We start from the raw sequence: 18683 nt of genomic DNA, 5'->3' as shown, positions 1-18683 counted from the left end.
CAAAGTGCTACGACTTCAGGGTTCTTTTTTCCTGCTTCAAGCAATCCAGCTCCAAAGCCAGAGCGTGTATCTTTTTTTTCAGTGTATGTATACTTTTTCATGCTTAATAATCTTTAAGGGTAGTCCTTAATTGAGCTAAGGCAGCTGCAAGCTGTTCATCGTTAGGCGCTACGCCATGCCATTTGTGCGAGCCCATCATGAAATCAACACCAGCACCCATTTGCGTACTCATTAAGTTTAAAACTGGTTTTCCTTTGCCTGTTAGAGATTTTGCATAGTGCAATGCACTAACAATAAAATCCATATCATTGCCATCAGAGTTGATCACATGCCATCCGAAAGCCTCAAATTTAGCCTGAAGGTTTTCCAGAGATAATACTTTTTCTGTTGGGCCATCTATTTGCTGACCATTATAATCAACAGATGCAATCAGGTTATCCACCTTGTTGTGAGACGCATACATAATGGCTTCCCAGTTTTGACCTTCCTGTAATTCACCATCTCCAAGTAAAACATAAACTGTGGAGTGATCTTTATTTATTTTTTTAGCCTGAGCTGCACCGATAGCAACAGACATGCCTTGACCCAAAGATCCAGATGCGATTCTGATACCAGGAAGTCCTTCATGAGTTGTTGGGTGGCCTTGTAATCTTGAGTTTAACTTTCTGAAAGTAGCCAGTTCGCTTACTTCAAAATAACCTGATCGGGCCAATACGCTGTAAAAAACTGGCGAAATGTGTCCGTTTGAAAGAAAAAACAAATCTTCGCCTTTTCCATCCATTTCAAAATCAGTAGAGCGGTTCATGATTTCAAAATACAATGCAGTCATAAAATCTGCACATCCTAATGATCCACCCGGATGACCTGATTGGCAGGCATGTACCATTCTAACAATATCCCTTCTTACTTGAGCAGCGATATCTTCTAATTCATTTATTCTATGTTTCATTAATTGGGGTTGTTTACATATATAACTTATTCCTAATTCAGCGCATTTAATAAAATAGCGGCTTGTTGCAGATCATCAGATATGGCTTTAAATTTTATTGTTTGAACTGGAAATTATTCATCAGTACGAAAGGGTGAGGCCGGTAATTTTTCCAGATTATATAAATTTGGGTTTACAGGATTATCTGCCCATGCGTAACGAACGTACTTAGGACTCCTAATTTGATCTGACCAGACCACAACTTTATCATTTTCAATTTTTGCACTGGCCCACACAAACTTTTTGTCTTCGCCTGCAATTTCAAATTGTGAAAGCGGTTCTCCGTCGACCGCTACCAAACCACTCCCAACATGATTAAAACTGACAACAATCTCATTTCCGGAAACTTTTGAAGACTGAAAAATTGGGCCGGAATAAATCAGACTCCTTTCTCCATAGGTAAAATGCCTGGCAATTAGCGCCAGTCTCTCCCCCACATCCCTCTTATTATCAGGATGAAGGTCGTTCCATTCTCCAAGATCAATTGTAACAGCCATTCCTGTAAATGGAACCTTTAGCGTCTGCAATGCAGCCTCTCTCATTAAAGCCAAACCACTTTCTGCAGGTTGATAACACATATCTCCATGGTTAGGCAACTGAACATAAAAGAACGGCAAATCAGGTCTGTCGAACTTATTTCTCCAGTCGTTGATCATGGCTGGCAATAATTTTTTATAAGCCATGGCATTTCCAACGTTACTTTCGCCCTGATACCAAAGTATACCCTTAAAACCATAATTGGCTAATGGAGCTATCATCGTATTGTAAAGCGCAGTAGGCTGAGCTTGTTCCGAAATACCATAGGCCCCTGTCTTAACTACTGGTGTATAAACCTCCCCAACTTTATATTGCCAATCTCCTTTTAAATCAATGGATTGATTTCCCGCTTCAATAAGATAAGGTTTATCAGGTACAAAACCGCCCTTTCCAGCCGAATTTTCTACCCTAATTACAAAAATATTCTTTCCTGCTTTCAATGTACCTGGGCCCAGATGATACCTCCTCTGAGGATATTGATACCCTGTATTACCTACCTGCTGGCCATTTACATAAAATCTGTCAGCATCAATAATCCTTCCCATATGGATGAGCGCGGGTATTCCAACCATAGCAGCGGGCACATCAAACACCCTACGATACCAGACAACCCCATCCAAATCGCGAATCCCCTGGTCCTCCCAATATCCCGGAATATTAATATTCCTCCATCCCTTGGGTAGATATTCAGGATCGTACCATTTAATATCCCCATTCAAGCCTTTATCAGCGATTACAGCCTTCTTAAGCTGGTTAGAAACGGCCTTCCGATTAACGCCATTCACGTATGCGGTGTCTTTATTCCGTATAATTATTTCACGCAGTCCCCCAACATCCATTAATCCTTCTTCACTTGTCCATGATTCTATTGATGTACCACCAACACTTGCATTGATGATTCCAATGGGAATCCCATATTTTGCAAAAATTTGTTTGGCAAAGAAGTAGGCTACGACAGAAAAATCATTAATATCCTTTGAATTAGCAGACTTCCAATTGCCTGGCGGCAGATCTTCTGAAGGACCAATTAAGCTGGTGGCGGTAGGCACCCAGTATTGCCTGATTTTAGAATAATTGGCCGATGCAATATCATCAGCGTATGTAATGTTGTGCAGCCTCATTTGATGAACCATATTAGATTGCCCGGCGCACAACCATACATCACCTATTAAAACATCCTTCAATACGATGGTATTTTTTCCCTTAAGCACCATATTGCAAGGGCCACCGACTTTCATAGCCGGAAGTTTTGTGAGCCATTTTCCGTCAGGTCCAGCAACAGTTGTTGCCTTTTTACCATTGAAATTAACATCCACTTTTTCACCCGGAGAAGCCCATCCCCAGATTTTAAGCGGCACTTCTCGCTGCAGCACCATACTGTCCCCTACCAAATGCGGTAGCCTGATCTGTGTATAACCTTGCAAAACAAAGCAAAAGCTTAAGCATAAAAAAAACGAAAACAATTTAATTTGGCTCATACATCTATCTTGAAATTTCAATTGGTTGGCATCTCAAACGTACTCCAAACCAAAAAAAGTATCGAGCAGATTTGTATAAAATGATGTCATAAATGTTTAAACTAAATTAACATCGGTTTTGCGCTTTAAATTCATAAATTCTGAGGGTTGAACATTAAATTTCGCCTTAAATGATTTTGCAAAATAATTGGGTGTAGCAAAGCCAACCATATAAGCGATCTGCGACACATTTAGATCGCTCTTTTCGAGCAAAACGGTAGCTTTATCCAACTTTACCGACCTGATATACTCAACAGGTGATTCGCCTGTTAATTCCAAAATTTTATGATATAAAGAGCCCCTGCTCATTCCTACATGCCTGCTTAAATCTTCAACAGAAAGTTTAGGATTATTAAGATTTTCTTCAATGTATAATAAAACTTTATTTAATAATCTGTCGCTATGTGATTCGATAACAACTTCTGGTGTTTGAACCTTTATCTGTTTAGTGTAAGTATCCTTAAGCGTTTTATTTAAGGTCAGAAGATTCTTAATTTTTGCATTAAGAATTTCAAAATTAAAAGGCTTGGTTAAATAGTCATTTGCACCTGTCTCCAATCCCCTGAGCTGCTCCTCCTCTCCGGTTAACGCGGTCAACAATATAATTGGAATGTGATTCGTCCGTTTATCAGACTTCACTTTACAGCATAGTTCGATGCCATTCATATATGGCATATTGATATCACTTACAATAACTTGAGGATGATGAGCCAAGGCCTTTTGCCAGCCCTCCTGCCCATTACATGCTTCATAAATCCTATAAAACGACTTTAAACTGTCCTTAAGATAAAATCTAAAATCCTCATTGTCTTCCACCAATAAAACTGAAGGGATATCTATGCCATTTACGTTTTCATCGGCCTCGGTAACAATTTCTGGTTCGGAGTTAATGGAACCAGAAAAATCTATGGTTAGTTCATCTGCGGTTTCGGTCGTCGAAAAAGGAAGCTCAATGATAAAATTACTACCTTTCCCAAGTTCAGTTTGAACAGCTATATCACCCCCATGCATCTTGACAAATTCCTTTGCAATTGACAAACCAATCCCACTTCCCTGATTTAAAATAGGTGCTGAAGTTTCAGCCTGAAAAAACCGATCAAATATTTTCTCTTTGTCTTCAGCTGACATACCAATACCCGTATCGGAAACTTTGATGATCAACGAAGATTCCTGACCATCATTTAAGCGATCACTCTTTTCCACTTCTAATGAAATTATGCCACCAACAGGTGTAAATTTAAATGCATTAGACAGCAAGTTGAACAATACACGTTCTATTTTATCCTGGTCAAACAAGGTATAAAAGCATCTCATCTGGCTTTTAAATACCAATTGAATTTGCTTACGTTCGCTGAGGTCATTAAACGACTCCAGAACTTCCTTAATAAAGGCAACGATATCGACTTCTGAAGGATTTAATCTCAGTTCCTGATCCTCCATCTTTCTGAAATCCAGGATTTGGTTCACCAGGTTCAGCAATCTTCTCGTATTTCGTTTGATCATGGCTAAAGGACCCGCAATCTCTATATCCCTCCTTTCCGTCAGTAATTTATCAACAGGGCCCATAATCAACGACAGCGGAGTGCGAAACTCATGACTCAGATTTGTCAGAAATTTAATTTTCAGCTTATCTAACTCTCTCAATCGCTCAGCCTCTTTTCGCTCTTCTTCAATCAACTGTTCTGCCTTCATTTTCTCCTGAACCTGAGCAAATTTCAGCTTCAACTTTTGAATCCCTCTATGTCGGATATAGAGAAGCGTACCCACAATAACCAATACATATAAAACATAAGCATATATTGTACGCCAGAAGGGAGGCAATACATGTATTCTTATCGCAGTTTCTGCTCCATTCCAAAGTCCATCATTATTGCTTGCCTTAACGTGAAACACATATTCACCCGGATCAAGATTGGTATAAGACACAGACTTAGAATTTCCGGCATTGATCCATTCATTATCAAAACCTTCCAAACGATATGAATACCTGTTCTGCTCAGGTGCAGTATAATTTACACTAACATAACTAAGGGTAAAATTCTGCTTATAATCTAAATAAATATCTTTAACGACAGAGATATGCTCTTTTATAGGTCCATCTGCAGAAGCAACGATTGAAGTATTGCCTATTTTCAGATCAGTAAAAAGAACCCTTGACACATTTTTATTCTTCTTGAAATACTGCGGGTTAAAATAATTGAAACCATCGGCACCCCCAAAATAGATTTCTCCGTCAGAAGAACTGAAGCCAGCACCTAGAACAAAATTATTATTTTGAACCCCATTGTAAATGGTATAATTGGTAAATTTCTTTGTTTTACGATCAAAGCTGCTGATACCTTTATTGGTACTCAGCCATATTTTACCTTGCTTATCCTCAACTATGGCATAAACTGTTGCATTATTCAATCCATCTTTTTCAGAAAAAGTAATGAACTGACCAGTCTTATCGTCAAACAGGCTTAGGCCACCGCTAAATGTTCCAACCCATATGTTCCCTAAACGGTCTTTTAATATCGACATGGTAAGGTCGTTTGGCAGTTTGCTGTTGGCCTTACTATAAACTATAAATTTGTTACTATGCGGATTAAAAACGGCAATTCCAGAACCGTAAGAGCCGATCCAAATGTTTCCCGCATTGTCCTCTTCAATAAACCTTACGAAGTTATTTCCTGGATAATCCCGTTCATTTATTGCTTTCGGATTTTTACAATATTTTACCAGAACTTTATCCTTAGAATTTAACACGTTTACTCCGCCTCCGTTTGTTCCGACCCAGATTTTACCTCCTTTATCTTCCTTAACGCAAAATATATCATTTGAATTTAGCGCATCGTGACTATTATGATTTGTAATCTGGCGAAACTGCCCGGTTTTTAAATCCATAACGACCAACCCATTTGAGTATGTCCCAAGATATAACTGCTTTGACCTGGCGATTTCCATACTCATTATCGAGATGTTACTCAGCGTGCTTCCATTTGCTAAAGGCACATTAAACCTTTTAAACAACTCTGTTTTGCGATTGAACAAATTAAGCCCACCACCGTCTGTACCAACAAAAATCTCATCATCCCGATATTTGGCGAATGAAGTTACAACAGAAGTATTTAGTCCATTCTGGTCAAAAACATTACCTTGTTTTAGTTGAAACAGATTTAAATTAGTGTCATATTTATTGATGCCTCCATGGTAAACTCCAAGCCAATAAATACCCTGGTTATCTATATAAATATAACTTATAGACTTGCCTGTTAAAGAATATATATCTCTTGAATCAGGCTTATATCTTGTGATATCACCCGTCTTAATATTAAGAATATTTAAACCATCCTCTGTACCAATCCATAACTGATTATTGGTACTTGCCGCAAGACTTAGAATCATATTATTGGTTAGGGTATTGGGATTCTTGCTGTCATGCCAAAAATTTTTAAAGCTTGTACCATCTGGAAGGAGGAGACTAAGCCCATTTCTAGTACCAAACCATAAATTCCCCGCCTGATCTTCAACAATTGATGATACAGCATTATCACAGAGACTTGATGGATCTGAAACAGAATTCGTAAAATTCTTAAATGAGTTTGTTTCTCTTTCGTATAAATAGATTCCATTGTTAGATCCGATCCACATTCTATGTCTGCTGTCCTCATAAAGACAATTGAATGTCATAGCAGGAAATGCTCTTTTAGGACCGACCTGCAGAGAGAGTTTTTTTACCGTTCTAGTTTTAGGATCAAGCAAATCTAAGCCACTGAAGGTCGCAACCCATATCTTTCCTGTATAATCACTCGAAACGGTACGTATAACATCACTGCTTAAACCTTCACCTGTATTTGCAGAAAAATTTATAAAAGAATTTTTCTTGCGGTCATATAAACTCAACGAACCGCCAGAGCTTCCAATCCATAAATTACCAGACTTATCTTCATGGATTGCTCGAATATCATTAGCCTGAATTCCAGTCGGATCGTCAGATTTATGCTTGTAAACAGTGAAATTAGTTCCATCAAATTTATTCAATCCATCCTCTGTTCCAAACCACATGATTCCATATCGATCCTTCAAAATCGCATTAATCGTATTAGAAGAAAGCCCATCTTTTGTTTTTAAGGAAGTAAAATTGATTTTTTGATTTTGCGCATACCCCGGTGATAATACCAGAACAGTATATAAAAAACAAAGATAAAATCGCTTTAAAATGGCCCGGTTCAGCATATTTTTTTGGTTACCTAAAGTTAATAAATAAGGACAGATGACAGTATAAACCTGGAAGATTCCATTTTATTTACTGTGCAGTGTTCCTATATACAACAAATGCTATATTTTAAAAAATAGGTACAAGTAGTATATTTGGTTTTAACGAAAGTAGCCACAAATTAAGCATCAGGCAGCAACAAATGTATTTTTTTCTGCTACATAAGTTCAAAAGAGCTAGATGAAAGATGGAGAGAGGAATTACTTTTTAAAATTCACGACTTCTTGATAAGCCTTTTTCCGTTGTAGTTTTTGATCAAACAATAATGGATAATTTTTTCTACCACGTACCGGATAGCCATCTAACCAGGTATACCGATCTGAAACATTCCAGAAAGTTACGCTGGTGATGTTCTTTTTGTATTCCCTAAAAATTTTAAAAATCTTAGCATACTGATCAATTTGCTTCAACTCCAGCTCTGGGGTCAAACGATCGATATCACCTGGCTGTTTCTCCCTTTTGTTTTTCTCCCAGGGATAGATAGACATATCAAGTTCCGTAAAATGTATTTGTAGACCCAACGATGAATACAATTCGATCGCATCACGCAAGTCCCGCTCAGACGGTTCAAAAATTGACCAATGGGCTTGCAGTCCTATACCGTGGATAGGAACCTTTTCTTCCAGAAGCTTTTTAAGTAAACGGTAAATCTTATCCCGCTTAACTGGCCGCTCTGTGTTGTAGTCATTATAAAAAAGCAATGCCTCCGGATCAGCGGCATGAGCGTACTCAAATGCTTTCGCAATATATTCTTCACCACATATCTTATACCATAAAGAATTCCTTATAAATTCTTCGTCTGTGTCGCCAATCACTTCATTAACCACATCCCATGCGTAGATTTTACCCTTATATCTTTTAACTACCGTTGTAATGTGATCCTTGAGCCGTTTAAGGAGTACTTCCTTTGAAACAAGCTGACCAGACTCGTCAGTAAATATCCAGTTGGGAACTTGTTCATGCCAGCACAAATTATGCCCACGAATTTTCAAATTATGATTTTCAGCAAATTTCACTATGGAGTCAGCATCCCTCCAGAAATAGTAATCCTCACGGGGATGTATCGCTTCCATTTTCATGGCATTTTCAGAGGTAATGCTGCTGAACTCCCTTAAAAGCAGCTCAGCTTCATCTCCTTTTAATGTTCTGGTACTAACGGCAACACCAATTGGAAAATAATCATTATAGTAATCTTTCAATCCCTTCAATGCAGTTGTATTTTGCGAGCGTGATTTGCAACCTGAGGAACACAGGACGATTACAAGGAGATATAGAAAATTCCTCAATAAAATTCTATTCATAAGTACTGTCGTTTCCACTATATCCAAACCATTTATAAATGGCTTTATTCTCCGTTTTTTGGCCCTCAGATGTAGCGTAAATGCCGTACAATGAACCTACAAACCCTTTGGCAACAACTGTACTCAAGTACTTTCCGTCAACTTGATCAGCCAAAAGCTTCCATTCATTTTCTTTTAAGCCAAACCAGAAAGAATAAAGGTCCTTTTCGGAACTTATTTTAAGGTACACACTCTTTTGAGCGCCTGGTAATTCCATCTGTTTAAGTAAATCCATCTTTTCTGATGTCGGACTACCTTTAAACAACTGAATAACATTTTTACCATTTTCATATGATTTACATAGATAATAGAAATGATTCTCATTTTGGAATATCACCATTCCCGATTTCTCATTACTTTTTTTGGTAGAAAACGACATTTCGGTTGAAGCCGAACTTACCAAATGCTGCTGCCTTCTTCCAATAAAAGCTGGATTGCCTTTTCCCAAAATCGTTTCCGGAAGCAGTTTAACTGTGAGTGCATTTTTATTTTCCTTAAAACTATACCATGATGGGTTATGGGTACGTAAAAATAAAAACTGGGTGTTTAGACTATCCTTAAATGGAAACTTAAAATCAAAATTCCCACTGAGTGGCAATTGGTCTTTATGTTTCTCTTCATTCCAACTTACCTGATATTCATACTGCACTTCTTCATGATCTGGATTTATAACTGGCCAGTTGTCTATCCATTTAACTGGCGCAATGAAAGTTTCACGCCCCGTATTGTAAAAATCACCTTCATATGGTCTTACGCCCAGAAAAACAGCATAGGTATTTCCATCTGGCCCATCTACCAGATCTGCATGACCAACGGAAGATATTGGATTTTTCCTTTTAGGATCCAGATGTCTTTGCGTTAAAATTGGATTTTTTTCGTATGGTATATAAGGGCCCCAAACATCATTACTTCTTAGGATGACTTCAGAATGGTTCACACTTGTGCCCCCCTCGGCCGCCATTAAATAATAAAAACCATTTCTTTTGTAAATATGAGGCGCTTCAATCCAAACTGGTTTTTTGCTGATGTCTACCCCACCGTTTACAAGTATTTTCTCCGATCCAACTACTTTAAGATTGCTCAGGTTAAGCTCATACATTCTCACCGTTCTGTGCCCGCTGTATAATGATTTATTTTCAGGTGGGTCACTATTATATAAAATAAACGCTTTATCTCCATCGAAAAATAAAGAAGGATCGATACCTCTTGCTTCTTTAATATATATTGGATCACTCCATGGGCCTGAAGGGCTTTGGGCGGTAATTATAAAATTACCGCCATTGTCGATATCAGTACAAGTAATATAAAAAGTCCCCTTATTATAGTTTATTGCTGGAGCAAACAAACCTCTGGATATTTGCTCTCCCATAAAATCCATCTGTGAGGTACGATCAATTGCACTCCCAATCTGTTTCCAGTTCTTAAGATCTTTACTGTGGAATACCGGTATTCCCGGGAAGTACACAAAAGTTGAAGTTACCATGTAGTAATCGGCTCCAACCCTACAGATCGCAGGATCAGGGTAAAAGCCAGGAAGTATCGGATTTTTCAAAGTCATTTGTGCCCTGGCATTCGAGCATAAAAACACCAATAAAACTAGATAGGAAAGGAAATTAAACTTTTTTTGCATATCGGATAAATTAATCCTCCAAAACTACCTGGCAAAAAAAAGGAAAGTGTCGTCATTTGTTGAAATTAAAGGTATAAATGTTTGTATTTCTGTAATGCTAAACATTTGTTCTATTATTAATAACAAACGAACACCCTGTACACACGCTATGTCTATACTTTTATCCACAACATTATTAACCAAATTAAACCAGTCCATAAATTGATGATAAAAGAAAAAATTATGATGAAAAGGATATTTCTTTTAATACTCATTACTGGATTAAATAACTACTGTGTTTTTGCCGGTATCAAACCATTTATTTCTAAAAAACCTATTAATGGAAGTTTTTGTATTTCCGAAAAGCAAAAAAGTGCAACGCTGTTGGTTAGTAAAAACGAGTGGCCTGGTGTAATCAGAGCGGCCAAAGATTTGCAAGATGACATTAGAAAAGTAACTGGCAGAGCTCCTGAATTAAACATCGATCAAACTACGCCGATGGCCATCATAATTGGCACCATTGGCAGCAGTAAAATCATCGATCAATTGATAAAAACAAACAAAATCAACGTAAAAGGAATTTCTGGAAGTTGGGAAACAACATTAATAGAGATCGTGAAGAACCCCCTACCTGGTGTGGATAAAGCACTGGTTATTGCGGGCAGTGATAAACGGGGAACAATATATGGAATATATGAACTTTCTTACCAGATTGGTGTTTCCCCCTGGTATTACTGGGCCGATGTCCCACCAAAAAAAAGCAATGCGCTTTATGCCATCCCGGGCCGCTATGTAAATGCTGCTCCAGCTGTAAAATACCGGGGTATATTTCTAAATGACGAGGCACCAGCACTATCGGGCTGGTCTAAAAAAGAATTCGGTGGATTTAATCACAAATTCTACGAAAAAGTATTCGAATTGATCCTTCGGTTGAAAGGTAATTATTTGTGGCCAGCCATGTGGGGAAGTGCATTTAACGATGATGATAAAATGAACCCCGTTTTGGCTGATGAATATGGAGTCGTGATAGGAACATCGCATCACGAACCTTTAACCCGTGCCCACGACGAATGGAGAAGATATAACGGGGGAAAATGGAACTATGAAAAGAATCCCAATCAGTTAAAGTCATTTTGGGAAAGTGGCTTAAGGCGTGTCGCCGATAAGGAGCAAATAATAACAGTCGGTATGCGGGGAGATGGCGATGAGCCGATGACTGAAGGAACAGCCACTGCATTACTGGAGAAAATTGTTAAAGATCAGCGCGAAATTATTACAAAGGTTACAAAAAAGCCAGCGGCTCAAACCCCACAACTCTGGGCATTATATAAAGAAGTTCAGGAATATTATGATAAAGGTATGCGTGTACCTGATGATGTAACGCTTTTACTGTGCGATGATAACTGGGGAAACATTAGAAAACTCCCGGCTTTAAATGAAGCCTCCAGAACAGGTGGCTACGGTGTTTATTATCACTTTGATTATGTAGGAGGCCCAAGAAACTATAAATGGATCAATACGAATCCCATTCAGAAGGTATGGGAGCAAATGAACCTCGCTTACGAATACAATGCCAACCAAATCTGGATTGTAAATGTAGGTGATTTGAAACCTATGGAATTTCCTATTGAGTTTTTCCTGGATTATGCCTGGGCCCCCGATGACATTTCTGCAGAAAAGCTGAAGCAATACACCATCAACTGGTGCATTAAACAATTCGGGACAACATATGCAGCACAAATAGCCAATATTTTAGATCATTATGCCAAATATAATGGCAGGATAAAGCCAGAATTGTTAAATGAAAACACGTACAGTCTGGTCAATTATAAAGAATTTGAGACCGTAGTAAATGACTATAAAAGCCTGGAAGGCCAGGCTAGAATCATTTACAGCAAAATTCCCGAACAACTGAGGGATGCCTATTATCAACTGATTATGCACCCTGTTGAAGCAAGTGCCAATCTTTACGAACTTTACTATACGGTAGCTAAAAATAGGCTTTATGCTAAACAAGGCCGCATATTAACAAACGAACTAAGTAAAAAAGCCGATTCCCTGTTTAAGCGAGACGCAGACATCAGTCACTTTTATAATAAAATATTGGCGGGTGGCAAATGGGATCACATGATGGATCAAACCCATATTGGCTATACCAATTGGCAGCAACCGGAACAGAATACCATACCTAAAACTTATAAAATTGAGTATGCAAAATCTAAATTAGCCCTTGCAATTGAGGGTACAGATAGTATCTGGACGGATAAAAGTCATGTCAGTAAAGGTTTTCCCTTGATAGATAACCTAAGTAACCAAAGCCATTACATCGAACTTTTTAATACTGGAAAGGGGATATTGAAATACGAAATTAAGGCTCCAGACTATATCATAATAGATCAACAAAAAGCTTCCTTTGAAACTGAAAAACGAATTAAAATCAAAGTTGATTGGGCAAAAGCCCCATTGGGGATTAAAACCTGTCTGATTGAGATAAATGGAAGTGACGGTAGCAAAATCACATTTAATCTCCAAACTAAGCACAATAAGCTGATCAATAAGGTTGAAACAAATTTGTTTGTTTCACAAAATGGATACATTTCTATCGAAGCATCAAATTATTCAAAAGCAATTAACAGCAAAGCGATTTCCTGGAAGACCATTCCAAACTATGGGAAAACATTAAGCGGTGTGATTCCTGTGCCGGTAACTGCCCCCACACAAAACCTGGATAAAAACGCAGCACATTTAGCATATGATGTTTATTTGGATAGTGTCGGCATTTACACCTTGCATACCTACGTATCCCCTACTATAGACTTCAGTAATACCGATGGTTTGAAATATGCAGTTTCTGTGGATGATCAGCCAGCAACGATCGTTAATACCAGTATTGATTATAAAACTGAAGATACATGGGGAAGATCAGTGGCAAATTCCATTAAGGTTTTTAAAACGCCTTTAAATTTCGATAAAGTAGGAAAACATACCATAAAATACTGGATGGTTAGCCCCGGTGTAGTTTTACAGAAACTCGTGCTTGACATGGGGGGCTTAAAGCCAAGTTTCCTGGGGCCACCCGAAACAGTTAAAACCAAATAACAATCATTAATAACCTTAAAATAAAACTATGAACAAATTAAAACTGCCTTCTGTTCTGGCAATTACTATAGCAACGTTGGTTACGAGTGCTTGTCAGCAAAATGGCAAAGCCGCAAAAGTAGCAGTTGCAGACAGCATAAAAAAATCAAAATTTCTTTCCCAACCTTTGATCTCGGAAATTTATACAGCAGACCCCTCCGCCCATATTTTTGAGGGAAAAATATATATCTATCCTTCTCATGATATTGAAGGTGGAACGCAGGAAAACGACAGCGGAGATCATTTCGACATGCGTGATTATCATATTTTAAGTATGGACAGCGTTAATGGCAAAGTAACCGATCATGGTGTTGCTTTAAGTATAAAAGATATTCCATGGGCTGGCCGACAACTTTGGGCTCCTGATGCGGCATTTAAGAATGGTACTTATTATCTCTATTTTCCTGTTAAGGATAAACAAGATGTGTTCAGAATTGGCGTTGCAACGGCTAAAACTCCGGCTGGACCATTTAAAGCAGAGCCAAAACCAATTGAAGGAAGTTATAGTATAGATCCTGCAGTTTTCACCGATACAGATGGTAATTCCTATATGTATTTTGGTGGGATTTGGGGTGGACAGCTCCAACGGTGGAATAATGGAAAGTATGACGCTAATGGCTCCAAAACCGACTCTGGGAAAGAGAATGAACCGGCTCTTAATGCTAAAGTAGCAAAAATGAGTTCAGATATGCTAAGTTTTGATGGTCCGGTAAAAGATGTAGAGCTATTAGACAAGGAAGGCAAACCACTTTTGACCAAAGATCATGACAGAAGATTTTTTGAGGGAGCCTGGCTACACAAATACAAGGGAAAGTACTATTTCACTTATTCAACAGGTGACACACATTTCCTTGCCTATGCGATTGGAGATACCCCATACGGTCCATTCACCTACCAGGGAACATTTATGGATCCTGTTCAGGGATGGACTACACACCACTCCATTATTGAACATAATGGCAAATGGTATATTTATTATCATGATACGCAATTGTCAAATAAGACGCACTTGAGAAACATAAAAGTGACCGAGTTGATACACCAAAAAGATGGAAGTATCGACCTAATCAAGCCAATAATAGAGTAAACTATTAAATACAAGAATTATTTAGGGGGGAAATTAGCTCCCCCTCAAATGTTTAATTACCGCCATCAAATCTTCCTCCCCAAGCCCATCTGCTGCCGCAGCTTCAAACGTAGTCAATAATGGATTTGAAAGCGGCGAATTTAACCCGGCTCCTTTTGCCAGCCTTAAATCTTTAACGATGTATTTCAAAGCAAATGCCGGTGGAAAACTGTCAGCCAATACAGAAGGGGTTTTCAATTTAATGATTCCATTTCCACAAGCACCTTCGTTGATAATGGTTAGCATATTTTCTTTACTGATCCCATTTTGCTCGGCAAAAAGAACGGTTTCAGCCAGTGCCTGAATGTTGATGCCTAACAAATAATTAATCGCCAACTTAGCTGAACTCCCCGCACCTGAATCGCCTAAATGCAAAGCAAGTTTGCCCAGCACATCTAAAATCGGCTTAGCCTTTTCAAAATCTTGCTCATCACCGCCAACAAGGATGATTAATTTACCATCCCTGGCAGGTTGTACACTACCCGAAACAGGAGCATCCAAGAACGACACTTGTTTGGTTTTACAAAGTGTAGAAAGATGACGAGAGGTCTCTGGCGCAACCGTGCTCATATCTATAAATAACTTTCCGCTCTCTCCTCCAGAAAGCAGACCATCAGTTTCATTATAAACCGATTTCACTGCCATATCATCAGAAAGCATCGTAAAGACTACATCGCAATGTGATGCTAAGTCCTGAAGGCTTTTTGCTGATATCGCCCCGGCAGCAATCAGTACCTGTTCCTTATCCTTACTGCGGTTAAAAACCGTTAGCTCGTATCCAGAGTTGAGTATATTAAAAGCCATTGCCGTACCCATATTACCCAGCCCGGCCCAACCTATCTTTAATTTATTCATATTTTATATTCAGCTAATGGAAGCGACCAAATTTAAATATTTCTAACTTATTCTACCTCTTGAAGACAAATCATAATTATAAAAATATTATCAAACAACTTAAATCCTATCTAAAAATGCCGGCTTAACTCCCAAAAGTTACCTTAAAGGTAACACTACAAACCCGGCATATTCCCGGACATTACCCGGACATTACTCGGATACTACCCGGGTGGAGCCGAGTAGTGTCCGGTTAACATCCGTTAATACACTGTGAATTAAATTTCTTTTAACCAAACTCAGATCGAAACCAAATAGTAACCCGTTACTTTTCTATGAAAGAGGTGTATTATTTATGGAAGAAGAAGATTAGACATTAGCCCCTAATCGAAATGAATCCTGATCGCTTCCAAATAGGCTTCATTATTGGATCGCTTAAAGATAATATCCTGGCATTGGTTGAATTGAGCGTATGCTTTTAAGCCTTGAATAAACTTTTCGATAATGATTTGCCCAAGATCAACGGGTTCAAAATGGATATTATGGACAATCAGTATTTTTTGTTTACGATCTGCTTTGGCATCCATTCTTGCGATAAAAGTTTCACCTGCAAGTATCGGTAGTGAAAAATAACCATACAGCCGTTTAGGGGCAGGCACAAAGCACTCGATCTGGTAATCAAAATTGAAGAAATCCTTTAGGCGATGACGGAAGACATTGAGAACATCGAAAGGTGAAAGAATGAAGACTTCATTGGATAGTTTAATGTTAATTTTTTGATTGGGAAGCATATAAAGCGGACCTTTCAGCCCTTCGACAACTACCGTTTTTACTTTGCCGCTCTGAACCATCTTTTCCAATTCCTTTTTAATAAGATTACCTTTCACACGACGAGCACGCCAAGCCATTTCCTTGGCAGAGGCAATACCGAGTGCTCTTAAAGTCCGAGATATGACAAAGCAGGCGTATTCCTCCTCTGTGGGCATGGTTAGGTCTGTTTCCTGCGGCACTAAATTGAGCGGCAAGTCGTAGACTTTCTGGAAGGCTTTGGTACGGCTAATCATCAGTTTTCCATCAAGATAAAGTCTTTCAAGCGCAACCTTGGCGGGTCGCCAGTCCCACCAACCTGAACTAGCCTCCAATCGGTCATTATCAAAATCCCCAACCATTAATGGGCCTTCGCGTTCCACCCGATCCAGAATATGCTTCATTAAATTGACCTCTGGTTTAGTGAGCGGTTTCCCCTGCGTTTCAAAAGCTTTTTTCACAGGTAGTGAGAAGCGGAAATCAGGCATGGGGAGATAGCCCGCATCCGAACTGAAGTACTCATAAATGCGGCCATCTTCGCAAAGGTCAGCCAGCCATTCCGTTTGATAGTCCGGTACACGCGCGGCCATGACGTGGTGATGCGCACGTTCCACTACATAATTCGTATCCAATTGTACGAACCCCAAATGATCAATCACTTGATAAACAGCCTCGATTCCAAACCCGAACTGCGCTTTCCTGGCAAGCCCAGCGGCATCAAGGATGATTTTCCGTGATTGCGATTTCGTAAGGGAAATATATTCCATTAGGTCCATTGTTTTTCTTGCAAAAGATAAAGTTTATATGTCCAAATCTCCCTGCTATAATGTCTATTTCGCCCCATCCTGAAAACACAATTTCTCTGTAAATTTGTTAATGGCAAAAATAGAACCTCATAACAATAAGAAAAACAGTAAATTAACATAAGCAAAAGGAAAAATCTAAATATTCATTTAAAAATCTAAAAATATGAAACTTAAAAGTTTAGTAGTGACACTATGTTTAATCATGGGCGGTCAATTAGCAATGGCGCAAGCCAAAGTAGCTGATCAGGTAAAAGAGTGGGAAAGAGCGAAAGCTTATACTAAGGAATATCTGGATGCAATGCCAGAAAGTGGCTATGCGTTAAAGCCTACCCCAGAGATGCGATCTTTTGCGGAACAAGTATTACATCTGGCGGATGCCAACTATGGTTTTGTTTCGGCAGCTACAGGTGTAAAAAGTCCGTATGGTCAGGGAGAATTGGAAAAAACTACTGATAAATCGAAAGCTAATGTGAGCACCTTAGTGCTGGCAAGCTATGATTTTGTGATCGATAATATAAAAAAGATGACAGATGCACAATTAGATGAACCCATCAAATTGTTTGGGCGCTTCGATATGACTAAAGGAACGGCTTTGGCTAAGGACTTTGAACACCAGACACATCACAGGGGGCAAACAACCGTATATCTTCGATTGGCAGGAGTGAAACCGCCACAGGAAAAACTATTTTAATACGGGGTCTCCCCTTCTTATCATTTCCAAATCATTACAATAAATACTGGAGCTTCACACATAAAGTAGTAGGCTCCATTTTTATAACTCAGAACTACGGTCGTTTGGTTTTCCGATAGGAATCCGGAGATTCACCCATTTTAACTTTAAAGATCCTGGAGAAGTAAAATGAGGATTCAAAACCAAGTTCGAAAGCAATTTCTTTAATCGGTTTTGTAGTGCCTGTCAATAACAGTCTTGCCTTTTCAATTTTAAGCTGCAAAAGATACTGATGTGGTGCCATACCGGTAAAAGCTTTAAATACTTTCCTAAACCAGGAATAGCTTACCTGAAGCTCTTCAGCAACTTTTTCTATAGGAATGTTTGTATTTACATTTGTTCTTAATATTACCCTGGCTTTCTCGATCAACATTTCAGATATATCTTTCTGTTTGATCGCTTCCTGCTTGGTTCTGGTGTATATTTCGCCAAGCAGATGAAGTACTATACCGGAAATGAGTGGCTGATACCCGGGCTGCTCATTTTTTGTATGACCTATAATCTCCATAAAAAGATGAATGATCTGATGATCAACACCCATATGTAAAATACACTGTTTAGGTGTCAGGAAATGTTTTTTCACAATATTCTCCACAATTTCACCTTTAAAGCCAACCCAAAATTCATCCCATCCAGTTTCTGCATCTGGCTTAAAACGATGCCATTCTCCTGGAAATAGCAATATAACAGTGCCTTCTTGTATGCTAGTCTCCCGACAACCTTCTGACTCAAAAATCCCTCTACCCCTCGAAATGTATACTATCTGATATTCATTCAATACCCTACCGTTGTCCCAGTTGAAATAATGATCATCGGGATGTCCGGGAGCCGGATAACTTACATTATGCTCAATCCTGTTGCAACCAGCATTTAATACATGTAATCCCCAATTGATATCCTCATCACTTACCGGAAGGTATTTAAAGTAGTTGGTCATATAGATTAAGGTTTCTCAATAAGTATATCTTGTTTATCAGATTGTACATTGATTAA

General features: G+C 38.7%; 11 protein-coding genes and 1 pseudogene. 3 read left to right on the top strand and 9 right to left on the bottom strand.

What is annotated here, in order from left to right; translation table 11 throughout:
• The 6 genes and pseudogenes from BLS35_RS28190 to BLS35_RS15550 all read right to left on the bottom strand — a co-directional run.
• A pseudogene (locus BLS35_RS28190) lies at window positions 1-101 on the bottom strand (transketolase family protein); the annotation flags it as partial.
• Window positions 102-103: 2 nt separating this feature from the next.
• On the bottom strand, window positions 104-970 hold the full coding sequence (locus BLS35_RS15570) for a transketolase (protein WP_256375299.1): 867 nt from the start codon (window positions 968-970) through the stop codon (window positions 104-106).
• A gap of 92 nt (window positions 971-1062) precedes the next feature.
• Window positions 1063-3003: a sialate O-acetylesterase gene (locus BLS35_RS15565; protein WP_090782640.1), complete on the bottom strand. Its 1941-nt coding sequence runs from the start codon at window positions 3001-3003 to the stop codon at window positions 1063-1065.
• A 96-nt stretch (window positions 3004-3099) separates the two neighbouring features.
• Window positions 3100-7260 carry a hybrid sensor histidine kinase/response regulator transcription factor gene (locus BLS35_RS15560; RefSeq protein WP_090782638.1) on the bottom strand — a complete coding sequence of 1387 codons (4161 nt, stop codon included), beginning with the start codon at window positions 7258-7260 and terminating at the stop codon, window positions 3100-3102.
• 240 nt (window positions 7261-7500) lie between these two features.
• On the bottom strand, window positions 7501-8601 hold the full coding sequence (locus tag BLS35_RS15555; RefSeq protein ID WP_090782636.1) for an endo-1,4-beta-xylanase: 1101 nt from the start codon (window positions 8599-8601) through the stop codon (window positions 7501-7503).
• Window positions 8594-10270, bottom strand: a complete 1677-nt coding sequence (locus BLS35_RS15550; RefSeq protein WP_090782634.1) for a glycoside hydrolase family 43 protein — start codon at window positions 10268-10270, stop codon at window positions 8594-8596. Before BLS35_RS15550 ends, BLS35_RS15555 begins: the two co-directional genes overlap by 8 nt.
• Before the next feature lie 222 nt (window positions 10271-10492).
• Between BLS35_RS15550 and BLS35_RS15545 the strand changes: the two genes are divergently transcribed.
• A complete protein-coding gene (locus BLS35_RS15545) occupies window positions 10493-13348 on the top strand; it encodes a glycosyl hydrolase 115 family protein (RefSeq protein ID WP_254778912.1) in 2856 nt (951 codons plus the stop codon).
• 28 nt (window positions 13349-13376) lie between these two features.
• Window positions 13377-14474 (top strand): glycoside hydrolase family 43 protein, encoded by a 1098-nt coding sequence (locus BLS35_RS15540; RefSeq protein WP_090782632.1) that lies wholly within the window; start codon window positions 13377-13379, stop codon window positions 14472-14474.
• A gap of 33 nt (window positions 14475-14507) precedes the next feature.
• On the opposite strand, the gene BLS35_RS15535 is transcribed toward BLS35_RS15540, so the two are convergent.
• Together BLS35_RS15535 and BLS35_RS15530 are read right to left on the bottom strand one after the other, a co-directional pair.
• Window positions 14508-15368 carry an NAD(P)-dependent oxidoreductase gene (locus BLS35_RS15535; RefSeq protein WP_090782630.1) on the bottom strand — a complete coding sequence of 287 codons (861 nt, stop codon included), beginning with the start codon at window positions 15366-15368 and terminating at the stop codon, window positions 14508-14510.
• A 362-nt stretch (window positions 15369-15730) separates the two neighbouring features.
• Window positions 15731-16921, bottom strand: a complete 1191-nt coding sequence (locus BLS35_RS15530; RefSeq protein WP_090782671.1) for a winged helix-turn-helix domain-containing protein — start codon at window positions 16919-16921, stop codon at window positions 15731-15733.
• A gap of 202 nt (window positions 16922-17123) precedes the next feature.
• Here BLS35_RS15530 and BLS35_RS15525 point away from each other — a divergent pair, with 202 nt between their 5' ends.
• Window positions 17124-17651, top strand: coding sequence for a DinB family protein (locus tag BLS35_RS15525; protein WP_090782628.1), 528 nt, complete (start codon window positions 17124-17126; stop codon window positions 17649-17651).
• Between the two features lie 94 nt (window positions 17652-17745).
• Here BLS35_RS15525 and BLS35_RS15520 read toward each other — a convergent pair whose 3' ends face one another.
• Entirely contained in the window at window positions 17746-18627 is an 882-nt protein-coding gene (locus BLS35_RS15520) for a helix-turn-helix transcriptional regulator (protein WP_090782626.1), read from the bottom strand.
• Window positions 18628-18683: the final 56 nt, after the last annotated feature.

This window comes from Pedobacter sp. ok626 (assembly GCF_900100435.1).
GTDB lineage: Bacteria > Bacteroidota > Bacteroidia > Sphingobacteriales > Sphingobacteriaceae > Pedobacter.
This window is presented reverse-complemented; position numbering and strand designations above follow the sequence as displayed.